The 20,918-nt window shown below is 45.8% G+C and carries 18 protein-coding genes and 1 pseudogene; 7 read left to right on the top strand and 12 right to left on the bottom strand.

Annotated elements, in window-relative coordinates:
• The first annotated feature begins 152 nt into the window (after positions 1-152).
• A complete protein-coding gene (locus AB6D06_RS04325) occupies positions 153-449 on the top strand; it encodes a hypothetical protein (RefSeq protein WP_029235295.1) in 297 nt (98 codons plus the stop codon).
• A gap of 97 nt (positions 450-546) precedes the next feature.
• Here the strand turns inward: AB6D06_RS04325 and AB6D06_RS04320 are convergent, their stop codons facing one another.
• A complete protein-coding gene (locus AB6D06_RS04320) occupies positions 547-1,533 on the bottom strand; it encodes a glycosyl transferase family protein (protein ID WP_080582221.1) in 987 nt (328 codons plus the stop codon).
• A 167-nt stretch (positions 1,534-1,700) separates the two neighbouring features.
• On the opposite strand from AB6D06_RS04320, the gene AB6D06_RS04315 reads away from it, so the two are divergent.
• Together AB6D06_RS04315 and AB6D06_RS04310 are read left to right on the top strand one after the other, a co-directional pair.
• Positions 1,701-2,309 (top strand): TetR/AcrR family transcriptional regulator, encoded by a 609-nt coding sequence (locus AB6D06_RS04315; protein ID WP_017060209.1) that lies wholly within the window; start codon positions 1,701-1,703, stop codon positions 2,307-2,309.
• A gap of 123 nt (positions 2,310-2,432) precedes the next feature.
• Positions 2,433-2,927, top strand: a complete 495-nt coding sequence (locus tag AB6D06_RS04310; RefSeq protein ID WP_017060208.1) for a peptidylprolyl isomerase — start codon at positions 2,433-2,435, stop codon at positions 2,925-2,927.
• Between the two features lie 130 nt (positions 2,928-3,057).
• Here the strand turns inward: AB6D06_RS04310 and AB6D06_RS04305 are convergent.
• The 5 genes and pseudogenes from AB6D06_RS04305 to AB6D06_RS04285 all read right to left on the bottom strand — a co-directional run.
• A pseudogene (locus AB6D06_RS04305) lies at positions 3,058-3,174 on the bottom strand (cytochrome c); the annotation flags it as partial.
• Between the two features lie 42 nt (positions 3,175-3,216).
• The gene (locus AB6D06_RS04300; protein ID WP_017060207.1) at positions 3,217-4,083 is read right to left on the bottom strand and encodes a DMT family transporter; all 867 of its coding nucleotides are present in this window, start codon (positions 4,081-4,083) and stop codon (positions 3,217-3,219) included.
• Positions 4,084-4,193: 110 nt separating this feature from the next.
• Positions 4,194-5,291 carry an alkene reductase gene (locus AB6D06_RS04295; RefSeq protein ID WP_017065285.1) on the bottom strand — a complete coding sequence of 366 codons (1,098 nt, stop codon included), beginning with the start codon at positions 5,289-5,291 and terminating at the stop codon, positions 4,194-4,196.
• Positions 5,292-5,305: 14 nt separating this feature from the next.
• Entirely contained in the window at positions 5,306-5,683 is a 378-nt protein-coding gene (gene gloA / locus AB6D06_RS04290; protein ID WP_017066787.1) for a lactoylglutathione lyase, read from the bottom strand.
• Between the two features lie 203 nt (positions 5,684-5,886).
• Entirely contained in the window at positions 5,887-6,822 is a 936-nt protein-coding gene (locus AB6D06_RS04285) for a LysR family transcriptional regulator (protein ID WP_102394217.1), read from the bottom strand.
• Between the two features lie 773 nt (positions 6,823-7,595).
• Here AB6D06_RS04285 and AB6D06_RS04280 point away from each other — a divergent pair.
• The 4 genes from AB6D06_RS04280 (at position 7,596) to AB6D06_RS04265 (ending at position 12,185) form a co-directional block, all read left to right on the top strand.
• Positions 7,596-8,237: a magnesium transporter gene (locus AB6D06_RS04280; RefSeq protein WP_280598698.1), complete on the top strand. Its 642-nt coding sequence runs from the start codon at positions 7,596-7,598 to the stop codon at positions 8,235-8,237.
• Positions 8,237-9,226: an efflux RND transporter periplasmic adaptor subunit gene (locus AB6D06_RS04275; RefSeq protein ID WP_017078921.1), complete on the top strand. Its 990-nt coding sequence runs from the start codon at positions 8,237-8,239 to the stop codon at positions 9,224-9,226. The genes AB6D06_RS04280 and AB6D06_RS04275 overlap by 1 nt, the downstream gene beginning before the upstream one ends.
• Positions 9,227-9,512: 286 nt before the next feature.
• A complete protein-coding gene (locus tag AB6D06_RS04270) occupies positions 9,513-11,489 on the top strand; it encodes an alkyl sulfatase dimerization domain-containing protein (RefSeq protein ID WP_372109961.1) in 1,977 nt (658 codons plus the stop codon).
• A 207-nt stretch (positions 11,490-11,696) separates the two neighbouring features.
• Positions 11,697-12,185, top strand: a complete 489-nt coding sequence (locus AB6D06_RS04265; protein WP_102548248.1) for a hypothetical protein — start codon at positions 11,697-11,699, stop codon at positions 12,183-12,185.
• Between the two features lie 77 nt (positions 12,186-12,262).
• Here the strand turns inward: AB6D06_RS04265 and cyoE are convergent, their stop codons facing one another.
• The 6 genes from cyoE to AB6D06_RS04235 form a co-directional block, all read right to left on the bottom strand.
• Positions 12,263-13,135: a heme o synthase gene (cyoE, locus tag AB6D06_RS04260; protein WP_017084647.1), complete on the bottom strand. Its 873-nt coding sequence runs from the start codon at positions 13,133-13,135 to the stop codon at positions 12,263-12,265.
• Between the two features lie 8 nt (positions 13,136-13,143).
• The gene (gene cyoD / locus AB6D06_RS04255) at positions 13,144-13,455 is read right to left on the bottom strand and encodes a cytochrome o ubiquinol oxidase subunit IV (RefSeq protein ID WP_004736302.1); all 312 of its coding nucleotides are present in this window, start codon (positions 13,453-13,455) and stop codon (positions 13,144-13,146) included.
• Complete coding sequence (gene cyoC, locus AB6D06_RS04250; RefSeq protein WP_010439790.1) at positions 13,455-14,072, bottom strand: cytochrome o ubiquinol oxidase subunit III; 618 nt, start codon at positions 14,070-14,072, stop codon at positions 13,455-13,457. The genes cyoD and cyoC overlap by 1 nt, the downstream gene beginning before the upstream one ends.
• A complete protein-coding gene (gene cyoB, locus AB6D06_RS04245; RefSeq protein ID WP_372109960.1) occupies positions 14,062-16,149 on the bottom strand; it encodes a cytochrome o ubiquinol oxidase subunit I in 2,088 nt (695 codons plus the stop codon). The genes cyoC and cyoB overlap by 11 nt, the downstream gene beginning before the upstream one ends.
• 5 nt (positions 16,150-16,154) lie before the next feature.
• Positions 16,155-17,051: a ubiquinol oxidase subunit II gene (cyoA, locus tag AB6D06_RS04240; RefSeq protein WP_077680639.1), complete on the bottom strand. Its 897-nt coding sequence runs from the start codon at positions 17,049-17,051 to the stop codon at positions 16,155-16,157.
• A 764-nt stretch (positions 17,052-17,815) separates the two neighbouring features.
• The gene (locus tag AB6D06_RS04235; RefSeq protein WP_372109959.1) at positions 17,816-20,914 is read right to left on the bottom strand and encodes an efflux RND transporter permease subunit; all 3,099 of its coding nucleotides are present in this window, start codon (positions 20,912-20,914) and stop codon (positions 17,816-17,818) included.
• Positions 20,915-20,918: the final 4 nt, after the last annotated feature.

The raw sequence follows: 20,918 nt of genomic DNA, 5'->3' as shown, positions 1-20,918 counted from the left end.
TTTGGTTAATCTCTAACTGGCAGCCATAGTAGCATTAGCAAGCGCAATAGCCGTGAATGGCTGCCGAATTCGACCTGACAAGCCTAACGGGTAAAGGCTATAATGATCAGACGGCGCCCTTGCCGATTTTCATTGTCCAAATACGGTTTACTATGTCTTCCCAAACCCCACCTAAAACGTATCTAACGAATTCCTTATCTAAGTTAAAAAGCTACTTTAGTGAGTTATTGGATTTCCAATCACGCATTTGGGTGGTTCATATCTTTGAAGACTCTATTACCGATCAGTCGTTTGTGATTAATGAAGATGGCTTTAAAGAACCGCTAGAGTGGATGAAAAAACGTGATTACCAAGCGAGAATGCTTGATCGTGTTGATAAGATGAAAATCTCACAGGTGATTGAGATTCAGTTCGAAGACAAAATGCATCGCTTGATGCGAGTGAAGTAGCTTTATTGTTTGGGCGTTCACGAAAAGCCCTTGCTAGAAATCAAGTATAAAAAGGCCAGCGCTCGCTGACCTTCTCTCATTGATTACAAACCACCATCTAACGCGCACAATACTCATGCCACAGGCGCACCGCTTTCTGGTATGCCTCAGTTTTATCGTGCGTTTCTGCAAAGAGAATGGCTGTCATGCTGTCGACAACGGTATTCGCCATTAGCGCCATATCTTCAGCCGATGTGCCAAGTACACATTGACTAGGAAGTGGCAGCTCTAGGTTCATCATCTCTTCCCAGTAGAACGATTCGACTTTGTCAGGAGAGCTCATCCATACCGTTTGGCTAACTTTAGGATTATATTCCGACTCACCGTTCATCCCTTTGAATGAAATCACCGAGTGGGATTTATTTCCGATAACATACTCAACTTCCGCATGAAGTTGTGGAAAGCCAGGATGGAAACTGCCACGCAGACCTAAACGGCCACCACCAGGATTCAATGCTCGAACTACCGTGTTAATTGGTGTTCTCAAACCGTAGCGGTGTTTCCAACCAATCATGGTTTGTGCTTCGGGCGCAAAGTTAGCTAGCGGTAAATAAGCAATGCCGTCTTGTTCAAGAATCGACTTAGCATGTTCAGGGCTCTCAGCACTTTGCACACCGACATCTTGCAAATGGCTTTCAACGTGCGTCCTACCGCTCGGCTTATCCATATAGCCATGCATTAACACTTTATAGCCATTGTCAGCTAAGATTTTTGCCGCCAACAAGTTCCAAGGCTTGCCACTGGCGTTATCGTTACGCTTACCTGCATAACACGGCCAATCAATATCAGCGCCTAAATCTGGCACTCGAGATTGAAACGCTTTTACAAAGCCAGCGATCTCTTCATTGGTTTCATTCTGCACACGAATCAGCATCAGTAGCATAGCCATTTGGTCGTCACCGACTTCTCCGCTTAAATACTCATCCATGATGCGGTAGGCTTGTTCGAACGATAAAGGCTTACGCCCTCTTTCTCCTCGTCCAACTGTACGAATACACTCTAAAATACTACTCATTGATTGTTTATTCTCTTCCGTTGATATCAATAAAATTCGAATACACTTTCGATTCTATGATACCCACCGTGCATTGCAAAGCGATTCAGTTGCTCTCGACCGAATTACCAATACGCGGATTGGTGTTCTAAAAGTAAACTTACTGGTGTAAAATTAGCGTATGTAATGCTAACCGCGACATATTGAGTAGTATCCCGATGACTGTAAAAAAAACGCTGAGCCAAAGAAAACGTGAATCGATCGTTGCCGCTGCTATCGCAGAGTTTACTGAGCATGGCTACAAGGCCACCAGCATGGATAAAATATCGAGCCGCGCAGAAGTATCAAAGCGAACCGTATACAATCACTTTGCCAGCAAAGAGCTGCTTTTAGATGAGATTCTGGACAGCATTTGGAGCAAAACTCTGGCCGCGACGCATTTCCCTTATCAAGCAGAACTGCCACTTGAAGAACAGCTTTCGTCGATAGCCAATCAAGAGCTTGAGTTACTTGAGTCTGAAGGCTTCATCGACCTGTCACGCGTGTTGTTCTCAGAGTATTTCCATAACGCCGAACTGGCGCATCAAGCGATGGAAAAATATTCCCAAGCAGAAAGTGGACTTACAACCTGGGTTAAAGCCGCGTTGGCAGACGGTCGTTTAGTAGAACTAGACCCACAATTCGCCTCCACGCAGTTCATTGGTCTGCTTAAGTCTTTTGCGTTTTGGCCGCAAATCATTGGTCATGTGCCGTCACCGGATGCTGCGCACAAACAAGTGATCATTACTTCAAGTGTCGAGATGTTCCTTAAACAATATCAGGCGTGATTTTGGTGGTTGATGAGAATTCAACCACAATAAAACCATCACTAGTATCTGCTGTTATTTTCCCTATACTGCAACCCACTTTCGTCATTACGACTCAGTAAAACTTCAACTTTAGGTAACCCTATGATTACTTTCACCACCAACTTTGGCGATATCGAGATTGAACTGAACCTTGAAAAAGCGCCAGTAACGTCGAAAAACTTCCTTAAATACTGCCAAGACGGTTTCTACGAAGGCACGACATTTCACCGTGTTATTGAAGGTTTCATGATTCAAGGTGGTGGTCACACTATCGACATGACAGAAAAACCAACTCGTGCCCCAATCGTCAACGAAGCAAACCGTGGCTTGAAGAATGTGATTGGTTCTGTGGCAATGGCTCGGACTGATGCACCACATTCTGCAACGGCGCAGTTCTTCATCAACCTTGATGACAACGATTTCCTAGATCACACCTCAACAACCAATGCTGGCTGGGGTTACGCGGTATTCGGTAAGGTTTCAGCAGGTATGGATGTGGTAAACAAAATTGCGAAAGCACCAACAACCATTCGCTGGGGACACGAAGATGTGCCTTGCGAAGATATTGTGATTACAAAAGTCACTATTCGCGACTAATTCATTCACGTCCTTTCCCGCCCCTAGTGCATTCGAATTGATGGCATAAAGAAAAGAAGGCTGTGCGATAGGACTATGGTGGTAAGGGTTCGACTTTACCACCTGTATTCAAAGCTCGTTGTTAGAATAGTTACCAGCGAGAACGATAAGTACGGTGACACCCTTTGCACGTCTTATTCGCAGAATTTAACCCTTGCTCTGCACTCGACAAGTCTTGTTCAACACTCGCCTGATAAGGCTCAGAAAAGCACTTGAAGAACAACCCACACTCGGCCTTGCGCCGAGTGTTTTATTTTCGTCTCGACCATTTGATATAGCAAAATAGTGAAGCAATGATCACCGCCCCACCGAGCAGCTTCTGCATCTCTACACTTTCGCCAAGCACACTCACACTTAACAGCAGCGTCCACACAGGCTCAAGAATCATGATCAATGCCGCCACTTCCATGTTCACGGAGTGCTGACCGACCGTTTGTAGCAAGTAACGAATAGACGTTGCGATCACCGCAGAGACAATAAACCAGAAGACTAAGGTTTTGGTGATTTCGAACTCCGGCTGAGCTGTCATAGAAGCAAAGGCTAAACCACTCACACCCACCACAAACAGTTGCACACAGATTGATGCGATAGGCTTGATATTGGTAATCACACGCTTGTTCATCACAAAGTGAACAGACAACAACATCGATGCTAGTAAGAAATAAATCTGACTCTGCTCAACATGCCAGCCGTTACCCAAAGTCAGCAACAGCATGCCAATAATCGCGATCGGGAAAGACATCCAAAACGCGCGATTAGGCTTAACTCGAAACAAAATCCAAGACACAAACGGTGCAATGATCATGGCTAAGCTCATGATGAATGCCCCTTCCGACAAGCTTTCAGTCACCGAAACTGCAAACACCCATACCTGCAATGAGGCAGACAACAACAAACCCACGCCGCAAAGAGACAGAATCTGCTTAAACGAAAGCTTACGAATATGGTGAATACAAAATGGCAGAAGAATAAGACTCGCGACGAGGAATCGCACACCAATGAACACTGGCCCAGGCATTTCTAATACCACCAGCTTAGATGCAATCCATCCCACCCCAGCTAGCAGGGTGGCAAATAGAAGGTAAAGCTCTCCGCGCATCGCTTTCACGTTCATCATTTTACTTAGTCCAATAACAAAAAAAGCAACCCGACTCTGCAAGGTTGCTTTTTATAAACATTCAACAGGATCGAGATACTATCTCAATACTCTGCTTCAGGCAGCTGTTTTTAGCCTGCGTATTCTGGGTAATCCGTTAAACCTTTTTCAGCACCACCGAACAATGTGTTTGGATCGTGCGCTGCAAGTGGGTAACCATTTTGAATACGAGCTGGTAAATCTGGGTTCGCAACGAATGGACGACCAAAACCAACCATGTCAGTTACGCCTTCAGCAACGGCTTTTTCGCCACGCTCGCTATCGTATTTACCCGCATAAATAAGGACACCCTCGTAGGCTTCACGAACTGCTGCTTTAAATGCTTTTGGCGTTTCAGGTGCATCGTCCCAATCAACTTCTGCAATGTGTAGGTAAACAATTTTGTATAGGTTAAGTAGTGCTGCCGCCGCTGTGTAAGTCTCTACTGGTGTAGCGTCAACCGTACCATTCAACGATGTGAACGGAGCAAGGCGTACACCAACACGGTCAGCACCAATCGCTTCAACCATAGCTTCAACCACTTCGCCTAGGAAACGTAAACGGTTTTCAATTGAACCACCGTATTCGTCAGTGCGGTTGTTTGCTTCAGAATCGATGAATTGGTTGATTAAGTAACCATTCGCTGCGTGAAGTTCGATACCATCAAAGCCTGCTTCAACCGCATTCAAAGCCGCTTGGCGATACTGTTCAACCACCTCTTTGATGTCTTGTTTCGTCATTTCACGAGGTTCAACCACATCAACAAAGCCCGGTTCATCAGTACCGTTATCGATGAATACCTTTACGTTTTGTGCTTTAAGTGCAGAAGACGAGATTGGCTGTTCACCACCAATGTTGTCTGGGTGTGTTACACGGCCTACATGCCAAAGTTGAGCGAAGATAACGCCCTCTTTTTCATGTACGGCATCAGTCACTTTTTTCCAACCAGCGATCTGCTCATCAGAATAGATACCCGGAGTCCAAGCATAGCCTTGACCCATAGGTGAAATTTGTGTGCCTTCAGCAATAATCAAACCTGCAGAAGCACGCTGAGCGTAGTAAGCCGCCATCATATCGTTTGCTGAATTACCAGGTTGCGTTGCGCGAGAACGCGTCATCGGTGGCATAACAATACGGTTTTTAAGCTCGATATTACCAAGTTGAATTGGTTGAAATAGTGCGTTTGTCATTGTTATATCCTCGATTAACCTAGTTGAATCAGTTCGATTTGGTAGCCGTCTGGGTCAGTAATAAAAGCGATATGAGTTGAGCCGCCTTTCACTGGACCCGCTTCGCGAGTGACGTTGCCACCTAGCGATTTGATTTTGTCACATGCTGCGTAAATATCTTCTACACCCAATGCCAGATGACCAAACGCGCTGCCCATCTCGTACTCATTCGTATCCCAGTTGTACGTTAGCTCGATAGTCGTGCCGCCTTGCTCATAGCCAACAAAAACCAATGTGTAGCGGTACTCTTTGTTTTCGTGGCGTTCAAGTTCCTTCATTCCCAATACCTTGGTGTAGAACTCGATAGACTTGTCTAAATCAGTAACTCGGATCATTGTGTGTAGGAATTTCATATTTCGCCCTTTTTAGCCCAGCAACCTGAGCCGATATAATCGTGAGTGGAGGTTACCCACTTCTTTGTTAGGGTTAATATACGAGCTGACAGAAAATAAATGAAATTATCATAAATTCTCATTGTGATAATTTTTTATTATAACTCACTTAATACAAGTGATTTGTTAAGAAGATATTTGGCAAACAAAAGATAGGGCGACGATCAGAAAGCGGAGCGCCAACTGTTTAGTGATTTAGACATGTCATTAGTCGTATTGATGATCTGCTCTCTCAACCACTTATGTGCCGGATCGGTGTTCTGTTTTTTCAACCAAATGAGGTAATGAGAGATAGGCTGATAATCGAAAGGCGGTTTGAACAACTGTAACCCAAGACGTTCCTGATACTGGATCGCCATAGAAAGCGGCACAACAGTGATGTAATCAGTCTGGCTACACAGCATTAGGTTACTGGCCATAGAGCTGCCGTGAATTACAATTTTACGCGAGGATAAGTCTAACGAAGTGTAGTGAGTCAAACTTCTTACTTGGCGACGTGTTCTGGCTAAAACCGCATGTTGCTCACTGAGATATTGCGCCTCGGTGATCTCACCTTTGATCCTAGGGTGCCCATTTCGGCAAACAATCACAAACTCACTGTCGTAGAGCTTTTCGCTCATCATGCTTGAATGCTCAGGCAACACAATGTCGATCATCAAATCAAACTTCTGAGTTAATAGATCCTCATGGACTTGATCATCACTATCTGGTTGGTCATACACCTCAAGAGATAAGCCTTGGTTAGATAACTGAGAAAATCGATCGAGCAACATCCACTTTAAATGTTCGGGAACCGAAGCCACAAACCTGCGCTCTGTACTCGCTTCATCAAACCCAGCCATACCTTGAAACACGCCGTTGAGCTCGTGTATTGGCGCTTTGATTTGCTCATACAAGCTTTGCGAGTAAGCAGTAGGCACAACCCCTCGCCCACTGCGCACAAACAACTCTTGGCCAATTTCATTTTTCAGTCGGCCGAGCGCAGTGCTGATCGTCGATTGATTGGTATTCAAATGATCGGCAGCCTTACTCAAACTGCCCTGCTCCATCACCGCTGAAAACACAGCCAATAAGTTAAAATTCGGAATGTCATTACTCATGATTCAGTGCTCATTTGGCGATAGATTTAATTATCTTATCGTAAAAGCGATAGAATGAAACAACGGATGCTCATTGAGAAAACAAAACTGAGAAGGAAGCATCATATGGTAAAGAGCAAAAATGTCAGAACAACTCACTCTTTCGAATAGCTGCCACATTCGCCAGATTGGAATCTAAATCTCTTCGCTGTGCCAGTAACGCTTAATCCACCCAAACTCACCCTAGACTGGTCGGAGTATTCAATATTTCCGTCCTGCCTTATTGATACTTTTATAGCCACTTCTATGATCCAGGCTAATTAAATAGACATATTTTATAAGCCGAGTTTGAGCCTGTTCAAATAAACCCACCTCACGTTTAAGCAACCACTCAATTCATCGTAATTACGATAATTCAATATCGCAATAATGCGTAGATAGCACCAGTTACACTTCCTATTATTTCGCCAACAAATCAATTCTTAACCTAAACAGAAAACCTAAAAATGTGTAGATGATGGTGTTGCACACATCACGGAAGACGGCCTTAAAACCCAATGCAGCAAACGAACCTATCAATGGTAGACGTTACTTAAGAATGATTTCGCCAGGTGTTTTTAACACTCTATTCGCGAGAATGCGTTGTCTACGTGGTCAAAGCGATTTTTAATTGTCATCTAGTACTTTTGACTCAGTAGGTCTATACGGTTACGTGAGTTCAACACCTCTTTCAGATGTCTTCTAAAAGTCTTGTACCAAGGCTGCACTTTCTCTCTCCTTATTTAGGTTGAGATATGAACTTTATAAAAATCGTTTTCCAGAAGATCTGGGCCGTTGCTATGGTCTTGATTAAATTCTGCCTGTTTATGGCAGTGATGTTTGCGGGAGCATGGGCTCTTGCACCATTAGGCACAATCCATTCTAAAGACATCGACATGTCTCAATTCAACAATCATCCCAATGAAATGATGATGAACTTCTTCCAGATGGAGTCCTTCTCTGGTTACTTGTTCTCAGTGACCATTGCTGTGGTTTTAGCCGGTGTTTACGGCATGTGGCAGTTGCATGAACTGGGTGTGCATAAAGCAAAAGAGCACAAAAGCGCTCACGTTCAAATCGTGTTTGCACTGTCACTTTGCGGGCTCTTCATCAGCAAAACATTCTGGGTTATCGCTTTAGTTATCGCATTGGCGAACTGGAAACATATTGGTCAATCACTGAGTGATGTTATTCGCCGTGGTGTTCAGCCTAAACAAGATGCGACTAATGCAGCGACAGCCGCTGTCCACGTATCATCTGAACAATCGGTAACAGAGCCGTCTCAAACACAACAGTCTCCAGTAGAACCGTCTTCAGAAACTCAGTCTTCAAAAGAACAGGCTTCAGAAGAAAAGGCTCCAACAAAACCATCCCCTACAGAAAAAGAGGTCGCATAATGAAAGAGATGATGATTCCATACATCCTAATTGTATGGTCACTGTTTGCGACAGGCGCACTTAAGAAGAACTTCAAAAACTACACGTGGGCTGCCATTGGCGGCGTAACAATCCTTGCGGTATTAGCGGTTATCTCTCGCTTGTGGGCACCCGTTGATTTAACGAACTCAACTACAGTGAAAGCACCACACGCGGTGATGTCACCTATCTTCGGCCAGCAGATCGACCAAGTGCTTGTTGATCACAACCAAATGGTTAAAGAAGGCGACATAATCTACACGCTCGTCGACATCGATTCTGCCGCAGACAAAGCAAAGATCGAATCTTCAATTGTTCAGAAAGAAGAAGAAATCAAGCAAATGACTCGCGACTTAGAGCGTGCTGAAACGTCACCTGAAATTTTCAATATGCGTGACGTAGAAAAGTACGACTCTGATCTTCGAGTGCTGCACGCTGAACTTGTTTCGTTAAAAGCCGATCTACAAAAAGTGAACTGGGCGCAAGAGAAGAAAACCATTAGAGCGGAATTTGATGGTCAGGTATCGATAGTGAATATTGCTGAAGGTTCTGTCATGGGTAACATGCACCTCTACAACACCAGCAAAAAGTTCCTTGAGATGCGTATTTCAGACCAAACTTATGGCTATGTTCAAGTAGGAGACTTCGCTGAGTTCTTCGTTGATGCCTACCCGGGGCACGTGTTCCGAGCAAAAGTACACAGCTTTAATGCCGGTACCGGTGAGTCGAGTATTTCTCCACTTCAGGGGCCACAAAGCGTCGGTCAACACGTAGTAAGAAACGGGAATGCTTTAGGTCGTACTATCGTACTTGAGATCATCGAACCAGAAGGTTACAACATCCCTATTGGTTCAACTGGCGCGGCTTGGATCTCGGCTGAGAAGCCGCATCCGTTCTGGGGCTTCATCGATGTAATCGGCGCAGCAACGGTTCGCCTACAATCTTACAAGTCTTACTTAGGTGCTTGGTAAGTACTGAGGTTCTCGGTAAGTATTAAGATTCTCGGTAAACACTTATATAACAGCCATTAGTTCCAAATTAAATGCCCTGAATTTCAGGGCATTTTTGTATCTGTCACAAGCCCCCACTTACTAATTGATTTAGATCAAAATAAATCGCAAAAATAATCATTAGTTATCCAATCAATCGTAAAACCGATAGATTGAAATCCTGTTTGCGCGTAGATAGCGACCTCTCCCACCTCTATCATTTGGCTCAAGAAATCCAATTCCTGTATCCAAATATAAGGTCACTACCATGACTAATACATTCAAAAAAATGGCACTTCCTGTTGCTGTTGCGAGCGCTCTATTTGCTTCTGGTTTTGCATATGCAACTCCAACTGTAGAAGCGACATCGAAAGTAGGCCAAGAACTTCAGACAGCAAATGCTGCGCAATACCAAAACATTGACCTTGATGCTCGCTACAAGAGTGAGGTTCTTTTCGAACACAAGTCAAACATGTTCTGGGGCAAAGGCGAGCGCATCCAAGTTGTATCGAAAACGGGCGACTCACTGGCTTACACTGAAGAATCTGATCACGTTCATCCAATTCTCACCAAGCACGGTCGTAAAATGGACCAAGCAATCATCAAAGTGGATGACAATATTTATCTTGGTTACGGCTTCGGTCTAGATACACCAGCAATGATCGAAGGTACGGACGGCATCATCATTGTTGATCCAGGCGAGTCGGTAGAAATGGCTCAATCGGTTAAAGAACAGTTCCGTCAAATCACCGACAAGCCGGTTAAAGCCATCATCTATTCTCACAACCACATCGACCACATCTCTGGTGTGCGTGCATGGGTGACTGATGAAGAAGTAGCATCAGGCGAAGTAAAAATCATCGCAGAAGAAGGCCTAACCGCAGCAGTGGCTAACTGGTCTTCAAACCTAGGTACTCTATTTGGTCACCGTACTTCTTACACAGGTGCTAAGCACGTAGAAGAAGGTGAGCACGGCACAGTAAACGACGGCCTTGGTCCACGTTTCATGCAAGGTGCTATCTCGTTCATTGAACCAAACCTGCTTGTACCAAGCCAAAGCCACATCGAAATCGAAATTGCTGGCGTTAAGATGCACATCGAGAACGTGCCATCTGAAACTAAAGATGAGTTAGTGGTTTACTTCCCAGAGCAGAAAATCCTGCACGCGGCTGAAGTACTTCAAGGTGAGAACTTCCCTAACCTTCACACCATCCGTGGTACTAAATTCCGTGACCCATCAATGTGGTTCAAGGGCATCGACGTAATGCGTAAGTTCGACACTGAGATCATGATTAACTCTCACGGTCGCCCTGTTGAAGGTAAAGAAGCGGTAGCTGACGTATTAACGGCTTACCGTGATGCGATTCAATACACACATGACCAAACAATCCGTTACATGAACAAAGGTATGACGCCAGACGAGCTAGTTGAAGTGGTTAAACTTCCTAAGCACCTTGCTGAGCACCCTTGGTTAGGTGAGCACTACGGTACCGTTGCACACGCCGTTCGCCAGATTTACGTAGGTTACAACGGTTTCTTCGAAGCGGATCCATGGCAGCTAGAGCCAATGGCTTACGAGCAACGCGCTAAAGCATTCGTAGAGATCATGGGCGGTCGTGACAACATCATCGACACCGCAAAAGCGGCGATGAAAGCAGAGAACTACACCTTTGCAGCAGAGATTCTTTCTTACCCAATCACGGTAAACAAAGATGACATGGAAGCACGCTTACTGAAAGCACAAGCTTACAAAGCATGGTCTGCCGATCAAGTGAACATCAACTGGCGCAACTGGGCATTGAATGCTGCAGCTGAACTAGAAGGTACTCGTGATTTCTCTAACATGATCAGCTTCGCTTCTGTAGACGTACTAACTGCGCTACCAAGTAAGCAAATCTTCGATATGATGACGTCGACGCTAATCGCAGAAAACTCGTTAGACGTAAACATGATGCTAACGTACAACTTCTCTGATACTAACGAAGCATTCACTATCGAAATTCGTAACGGCATTGCTCAGTTACACGAAGAGGCAGTGAAAGGCGCAGATGTTCAAATCAACACCACTCGTGCAGTATTGAACCAAATATTGATTGCGGGTCCAAACGCTCAACAAGTGATTGGTACCAACCTACAGTCTGGTGCATTCAAGTTCTCGAATGGCGACATCAAAGGCTTCGGTCAATTCATGAGCTACTTCGACAAGCCAATGACTCCAGAAGAGATCATGCTCATCGTTCGCTAATAGCGAGTTCGAACGGTCGCTCTTCGATGATAGCTCTTCGATGATAGCGTGTTAGTAAACAATCACTAACACACTATCAACCAATACGCTGACCGCTTCACATGGACGACAAACAAATACAGGGACCCTTTGTGGTCCCTTTTTTTATCGTCAGGCTCGGCTTCTGCCGTCAGATTCTTAACCCTGTTATAGGTCTCGATAACCATTATGTTAAAACGATTTGCTCTGATTCTTTCACTTACCTCTTCACTCACGTTTGCCTGTGGTCTTCACCAAGATACCGGATTTAGTTTGGTGACAGAGCCCGGTTCACTCGAGGTATTTGGCAACGTCATTACAGCCAGACAAGACGATGAATTCAACAACCTCAATAAGCCGGATCACTTTCGAGTCTTTGCCATCAAGGCCGCGCTTGCGAAACCCCACCCAAGCAAAATTGAGTTCAACTTATTCGAAGCAATCAAAGGTCATTACAGCCAAGTGAAACTTGAAAAGGATGTCGATGTGTCAGGTAGAGATACTTTGCCTACTGAAGAAGATCTACTGTTAATTACTGAACTCGATGTGTTCGATGCGCTAGCAACTGGCACTATATCTTGGGATCACGCGACACTAAACGGCTTAGTGATCATCAATGGGCCACAAGATAAACGAGAGCAGCTTGAAGATTGGCTTAGTGATATTTTTGAAGGGTAATAGCTTAAAGCGGGACAGATAAAAAGTCGTCAAACCCTCGGACTTCAGAACATTGAGGGTTCAACGACAAACTTAAATCAAAAAAGCGTAGGCAACGGAATCAACTCCAGCCCCAGCACACCACTGATGCTCATCACCACCAGTAGGGACACCTTAAACACCGTCTTTGACCACTGAATATAGTTGAGGCAATCGACCTTACGAAACGTCACTTTAGTCCACATAAAACAGACTGCCGCCGACACCGCTAGGTATTCATAACCTGCTTCTCCGAGTAGGAACAGCGCCAATGATACTGCACCAAACGCCACTACATAGGCTTTCATGTGTTGATGCGCTTTGTCGACGCCCTCTTTCACCGGTAACACAGGAATGCCTGCATCTCGATAATCTTGAAGGCGGAACATCGCGATCGCGTACGAGTGTGGCATTTGCCATAAGCAGAACATCACAAACAACAATACCGCTTCAAGGCTGATGTAATTCGTCACCGCCAAATAACCCACCAATGGCGGAACGGCTCCCGAAATACTGCCGACTAAAGTGCCATAAACCGATGTACGCTTGTACCACATGGTGTAGAAAAAGACGTAAAACACATAGCCAAGCAACACCATGACCGCAGAAATCGGATTAGCGAACTGGAACAGAAGCGCTGTGCCTGAGAGTAGTAAAACCAAGGCATAAACGAACGCGACGTCTGTATTGATGTTGCCCTGAACCAATTCTCGATTTCGTGTGCGCTTCATCTTTTGGTCGATGTCTCGATCAAAGATGTTGTTCACAACACAACCTGATGCAATCACAAGTCCCACACCCGCTAATGTTGTCAGTAACAACATCGCGCTGGCTGGTTCTGTTTTTGCGGCGAGGAAGAACCCCGCCGCAACAGAAATCAGGTTGCCGAAAATGATGCCCGGTTTGGTGATAGACAGATATCTTTTCAGCATACCTTAGCCTACAACTTCATGTTGACGTTCATGTTGTAGATAATCCATACCGAGCCAGCGATAAGAATCAATACAACAATGGCGGTAAACATCAGTGACACCAAGTTCCAACGCCCATCGGAAGATTTCGCTTCCATATGTAAGAAGTACTTAAAGTGCACAAAAATTTGCACCAACGCGCAGCCGAACAAGATCACGTACGTTTCTGTGCTTGGTAATACATGCGCCCACACGATGTAGAACGGAATAATGGTGAGAATCAGTGACGCAATAAAGCCTTTCACATAATCCGTTGCACCACTGTCTAGATGCTGTTCCATTACATCACCCCCATTAAGTACACGATGGTAAATACACAAATCCAAACGATATCAAGGAAATGCCAGAACAGGCTTAAGCACTGGAAACGCATCGACATGTTGTCGTTCAAGCCTTTGGTTGAAAGCTGGTGATACGCCACCGCCATCCAAATCAGACCGAACGTTACGTGCAAACCGTGTGTGCCAACCAAGGTAAAGAACGCAGAAAGGAATGCGCTTTCTTGAGGGCCATAGCCTTCTGCAATCAAGTGATGAAATTCATACACTTCCATACAGATGAAGGCTAAGCCCAATACGAAAGTCACTTTGATCCAGCGCTTCAGTCCGGTCACGTCTTTGCGCTTCATCGCAATCATGCCAAAACCGAAGGTGATACTACTGAACAGCAGCATCATGGTTTCGACAAACACGAACGGCAGTTCAAAGATGTCTTTACCTGTTGGCCCTGCGATAGACCCACTCTCAAGCACGGCATACGTCGCGAAAAGCGTGGCAAACAGGACACAGTCACTCATTAAGTAAACCCAGAAGCCAAACAACTTGTTGCCCGCAGCTTCGTGGTGATGATCATGCGAGTGTGCAAGATCATAAGTGTGTGACGGAGTATTAGCTTGCATACGTCGTCTCCAAATCATCTTTATTGTCGTTATTACCACTATCAGCATCACTGTCAGCGCTGTTACCACGACCAGAATGGTCGCCTTTCTCTGACTGTTTCTTCGCTTCTGCAAGCTGTGCACGTCGAGCCGCTTCAATCGCTTTGATCTCTTCAACTTCCACGTAGTAATCCACATCGTCGTTGTAGCTGTGTTGAATACACGTCACCACGATGCCCACTAAGCTTGCAGCCGCTAGCCACCAGATGTACCAGATCATTGCGAAGCCAAATGCCAACGCCCATGCAGACACATAAATGCCTGTCGGTGTGTTCTTCGGCATGTGAATACGCTCGTATTCTTCTTCCTGAGTTGGGTCAAACTCGCCACTTTGCTTTTGATACCAGAACGAATCGATCTCATCGCCCTTAGGCAGTTTTGCAAAGTTATAGAACGGCGGTGGTGAAGACGTTGCCCATTCAAAGGTACGTCCGCCCCACGGGTCACCGGTTAGATCTCGGTTTTGGTCGCGGTCACGAACACTCACGTAAATCTGAACGAACTGACACACCACACCCATCGCAATCACGCCCGTGCCTGCGGCCGCAACCGCCAGTAGTGGGAAGAACTCAGGGTTAATGTCTTGGCTCAAACGACGCGTCATGCCCATAAAACCTAGAGCGTAAAGCGGCAAGAACGCCATCAAGAAGCCGATGATCCAACAGTAGAACGCGCGTTTGCCCCAAAGCTCGTTCAAAGTGAAACCGGTCGCTTTCGGGAACCAGTAACCAATCGCTGCAAAACAACCGAAGACAACGCCGCCGATGATCACATTGTGGAAGTGAGCAATCAGGAATACAGAGTTATGCAGGATGAAATCCGCACCCGGAACCGCCATCAATACGCCCGTCATACCACCAACGGTGAAGGTGATAAGGAAACCGACCGTCCACATCATTGGTGTGGTGAAGCGGATACGTCCTTTGTACATGGTGAATAACCAGTTGAAGATCTTAACCCCGGTTGGGATAGAGATAATCATGGTAGCGATGCCGAAGAAGGCATTCACATTGGCGCCAGAACCCATGGTGAAGAAGTGATGCAGCCAAACCACAAACGCTAAAATAGTGATAGCCACCGTCGCCCATACCAGTGAGGTATAACCAAACAGTTTTTTGCGAGAGAAGGTTGCAGTCACTTCAGAGAACACACCGAAGATAGGCAAGATTAGGATGTACACCTCAGGGTGTCCCCATGCCCAAATCAAGTTCACATACATCATCACGTTGCCACCAAGGTCATTGGTGAAGAAGTGCGTGCCGATGTATCTATCCAAAGTCAGTAACGCGATGGTGACCGTTAGGATTGGGAAAGAGATGATGATCAGGATGTTGGCACACAGAGATGCCCAAGTGAACACTGGCATCTTCATCATTGGCATAGATGGAGTACGCATGCGCAAAATAGTCGCGAAGAAGTTCACACCCGTTAACGTGGTACCCACACCGGATATTTGCAGTGCCCATATCCAATAATCGACCCCGACTCCCGGGCTCGCCTCAATGCCAGACAGCGGCGGATACGCCAACCAACCCGTTCGGCCAAATTCACCTAAGCCCAGTGACATGTTGGTTAGGATAATACCCACCACAAACAGCCAGAAGCTCAAGTTATTCAGATAAGGGAATGCAACATCACGAGCGCCAATTTGCAGCGGTACGATGATGTTCATCAAGCCGATAACCAATGGCATCGCGACGAAGAAAATCATGATCACGCCGTGAGCCGTGAAGATTTGGTCATAGTGATGTGGCGGTAAATAGCCCGTCTCACCAGCTGCAGAAAGCAATTGCTGACTACGCATCATCACCGCATCGGCAAAGCCACGAACTAACATCACCATCGCAACCGCAATGTACATGAAGCCTAGTTTTTTGTGGTCTACAGACGTAAACCATTCATTCCATAGGTATTGCCACTTACCGGCTTTTGTTACCGCATACACCACTAAACTACCCACTAAAGCGATCATGGTTAAGGTGATCAAAATAATGGGTTCGTGGTAGGGAATTGAGTCTAGAGTTAATCTTCCAAACATGACGATTATCCTTGGGTTTCCGGCAGACAGTTCATTGAACCAGGGTGCTGGGTCACGACATCAGTGAATAAAAATGGTGGGATACTAGAAAACAGCGTCACAGGTTCAGCCACACTTGGCGCGGCCAATGAACGGAACTGCTCCCAATCTTCAATACGATCAGGACTTGCTTTCACTTTCTCCACCCAGTTTAAAAACGCCACTTGATCAGGCATGGCTGATGCGGTGAATTTCATTTGAGAGAACCCTTTACCACTGTAGTTCGATGCAAAACCTTTGAAGTCACCTTCGTGGTTCGCGATCAAATTCAGCTTGGTCACCATTCCTGGCATCGCGTAGATCTGCGAACCAAGACGCGGGATAAAGAACGCGTTCATGATGTTGTCTGAAGTTAGCTTAAACGTCACCGGTACATCTTTCGGGAACGCAACATAGTTAACCGTCGCAATGTTTTGCTCCGGATAGATGAACAGCCACTTCCAGTCCAGAGAGACCACTTCGATCACCATAGGCTTAACGTCACTCTCCAGAGGCTTGGAAGGTTCTAGTTCGTGTGTTGTTCGCCAAGTGATGGTGGCCAGAATCGCAATAATGATGATTGGAATCGTCCATACCACTATTTCAATTTTGGTTGAGTGCGCCCAGTCAGGTGCATACTCTTCTGTGGTGTTGCTTTCACGGTATCTATAAGCAAAGTAGATGGTCATCAGGATCACGGGGATGACGACAATCAGCATCAGCAACAGAGCAGTAATAATCAGCTCCTTTTCCTGAACGCCAACGCTACCTTTTGGGTCGAGCAATGCGGAGTTACATCCTTCGAGCATCAGGACGGTTCCCACCAAACCAATCCTCGACAGATTTGCTCTCGATAAAATGCGTTTATATCTTGAAGCTTCCATTAACTTTCTCGATGGTTATCCAGCCTCAGAACGAACGCCCGAGTACTGGTTGTCATGGTCATTAGAATATTTATGTGTTGAGCATGTGAAACGCCGCATCTCAAAAAGCAATGCAATAAGGTTCGTTACTGCCGGGTTAAAACCACACAGAAAACATGACATAATTGTTGCACTTTGAAATACATTGTTACATTTGGCGCATTATGAAGAGTTGAAATTGAAAGCTCACCAAACAAACTTGGAAACTAACCTTCCATTTATGAAGACGAAAACTAAGAAGCAGTAAGCGATTAAGACACACATCAATTGCGTGCTACACGGATAGAGCCAGTACTGACAAGGGATTTAGAAAAAGTAGATAGACACTCGCTCACCACCAAAGCTCGGGGCAAGTTCAAGGTACATTAGAAAGAGCGAATAAATAGAAGTGTGACGCCCGTCAAAATTGTGAATTCACATACCATTTACAAGGTATTCACTGATTAGATTATTCAAAACTTCCACTCATTCACCAACAAGATAATCAAGCATTCATCGATGCACTAATGTGACGAATTGAAAGAATATAATGACTAACAGAAAGGATAATTTGACTAATTGAGAGTGTAATAGCGGTGAAAAGCACAACAAAATGGTAGGGATTGGGGTGAATTTATCGAGAATAACAACACCATAATCGAGCCAGATACGGCTCGATTATGGGCAATTGAAGAGCAGCTAAATTGAAGAGACGTTAATTAAATAGAAGTTAAATTTAAAAACAGTTATACCGCTTGAGTCGCGATGGTTTTTCGCTGATTTTTAGTCATCAAATGATAAACCACCGGCACAAAGTAAAACGAAATAAGCGTGGTTAACACGGTACCGCCCACAATAGCGACCGCAAACGGAGGCCAGAAACCGCCTCCAGCAATAATCAACGGCATAAAGCCACCAACGGTTGTGATTGTGGTTGAACTGATATGTCGAGTACACGACATAACGGCATCAACGACTGCATCAACACTCCCAGAGGAAGCCTCCTTGTCTAGCTTCAATTCGGTCAGAATGACAATGGCCGCGTTGATCGCCAAACCTGCAATGCCGAGCATCGCGATGATCACCGTAAAGCCAAACGGATAACCGAAAGTCCACACCGACAACACCCCTAGCCCACCCGCCAATCCTGCTACCATGAAGATGATGCTACTCATTCGGAACGAGTTGAACGACATCACCACCACCAACACCATCAATACCACCACGACTGCGACATTCGAGATCAGGCTGTTGACTGAATTATCTCGTTCAGCGGATTCACCACCAAAACCAATCGTATAGCCCGATGGCATCTGATAGCTTTCTAGGCGTTTTTGGAATTCATTGAGCACGGTTTGAGGCAAGACACCTGCTTCAATGTAGCCCTCAATGGTATTCACACGTTGCCCATTTCGGCGGGTTATCGCTCCGCGACTGGTCGTCAATTCCAGCTCAGCCAGAGTTGAAACATTAATACCTGTCGAGTAGACATCTGAGCTTATCGGCAAACGGATATTGCTTAAATGCGCTAAGTTCTCACGCGCGTCATCTGCCACACGAACACGAATTGGTACCGATTCACTGCCCTCAATCACCGAGCCACTTTCACGACCAGTCAATGTGGTTTGCAACATACCAGCAAACTGGTTCAATGAAATACCGTTGAGTTTCGCGGTGTCTTCATCGACCTTCAACCACACCTTCGGCGTACCCGGTTGCAGCGTTTCCCTTGTGTGCGTGACATGAGGAACACCCGCCAAAATTAGACGAACATCTTCACCAATCGCTTTTAACGTGTCGAGGTTTTCACCATACACTCGCAGTTCAACGGGCGCGGTAAATGGAGGCCCTTGATTAAGCTTACGTACCAAGATTTGTGCTTCCGGAACCTCTTCATCCAACACCTTTTGCAACTGTGGAATTAGCGCATTGGCTTGGTCAAAGTTCTCTGTTTTCACCATCGCTTGCGAGAAGTATGGCGCATTATTTTGCCTTGCTTGCAGGTTGTAATAGAAAGATGGGAAGTTAGCGCCCACTAGCCAATCGATACGCTCCACTTCAGGGTAACGATGAATGATATCGTCGATTTTTTCAGAGGTGTTTTTGGTGGCGTAAATGCTCGCTTGCGGCGGCATGTAAACCTGAATCTCAAACATGTCTCGGTCTGATGGCGGGAAGAATTGCTCAGTCAGCTGAGACATACTCCAGTAACCGGTAAACGGTACCAATAACACCAAAGCAATCGTGATGATTGGATGCGTCACACCAAAACGGACAGAAGACGAGAACCAACGCGTCAAAGCCGGGATTCTCAAACCCGTCATGTACCAATGGTGCTGCCCTTTCTTATCGACATCACTGAGTTGTTTCGGCAATAGCTTGGTCGCTAAGCCTGCGATTAAGGTGTGCGAGATAATGTAAGAGCCGATCAATGAGAAAGAAACGGTAATCGCAATACCACCGACAAATTCACCCGATGCACCCGGCATCAAGATAATCGGAGCAAACGCCAACACGGTAGTTAAGGTTGAGCCTAATAACGGCACCCATAAATGCTTCAATGCATTCATGGTCGCTTCAGCTCGTTGTTGCCCTTTCAAACGATACGCCTGAATGGTATCGACCATCACCACCGCGTTATCCACCATGATCCCGAGCGCCACAATTAGGCCTGTCACCGACATTTGGTTAATCGGCACACCGGTCATTTTCATGATCGACAAGGTCAATAATGAGGTTAACGGCAGAGAAATTGCCACTAAGATCGCGGCACGCACGCCTAAAGTGACAAACAGAACAATCAAGATCAGACCGAAACCGATCATCAAGCTTTTGCCTAAATCGTCTAAGCGAGTCTCGGTATAACCTTGCTGATTAAACAGCACTGTCACCTTAACGTTACTTGGTAACTCTTGCTCAAATTTACCAATCAGAGCATTAGCTCGCGACGTCCAATTATCAACTCGCAGATCAGGATGCATTCTTGCCGCTACAATCACACCCGGCTCACCATCAATAATGGCAATCTGGTCTTGCGGGGTTTTCTCACCACGCCTCACAGAAGCAATGTCTTCCATACGGATGATGTGACCGTTGCTATCAGTGGCTATTGGCACTTGCTTAATACGTTCAATAGAATCGAGTTCAGATTTAATTTCTAAGCCAAAGCGAGAATAAGCACTCACTAACTCGCCGGCGGAGTTCTTGGCGTCTGCCCCTTCGAGCGACTCAGCAATATTGGCACTTGAGCGCCCTAACGCCGCTGCATCGGCAGTACGCAAACTGATTTGAATCTCTTCTTGTGGCATCCCATATTCATCAACGAATTCGGTACCCGACAAAGTTCTTAGTCGCTTAGCGAGTTCTTTGGCATAACGCCCGAGTGTTAATCGGTCAGGTTCACCTGCACCAGACCAGGTTAGAGATGCGATGGTTGTGAAAGCATAGGTATGGTCGCTATCGAGATCGGGAGAATGAGAGCCCGCAGGCAAAATGGATTCGATGTCAGATAGCTTGTCGCGAGCTTGAGACCAAACAGGCTCAGGCTCGGTGATGGTGTCATTCAATTCTAAGGTGACAATAGACACGCCCGGCCTTGACGTCGAGCTCACGAGTTTAACTTCACTCAGCTCACGCAGTTTGTTCTCGATAACTTCTGTTACCAAGGTTTCAACACGCTCGGCACTGGCGCCGGGGAAACTGGTAGTAATGTTCGCGTAACGGTTGATGATGACCGGATCTTCTGCACGCGGCAACGTCATGAACGCAGAAATACCACTCACCATCAGCAGTGCGGTCATTAAGATAAGCAGTCGAGTGTTGGAAATAGTCTCTATGATTTTCATGCTA

The organism is Vibrio sp. 10N.239.311.G01 (assembly GCF_041465805.1).
GTDB classification, from domain to species: domain Bacteria; phylum Pseudomonadota; class Gammaproteobacteria; order Enterobacterales; family Vibrionaceae; genus Vibrio; species Vibrio crassostreae_C.
This window is presented reverse-complemented; position numbering and strand designations above follow the sequence as displayed.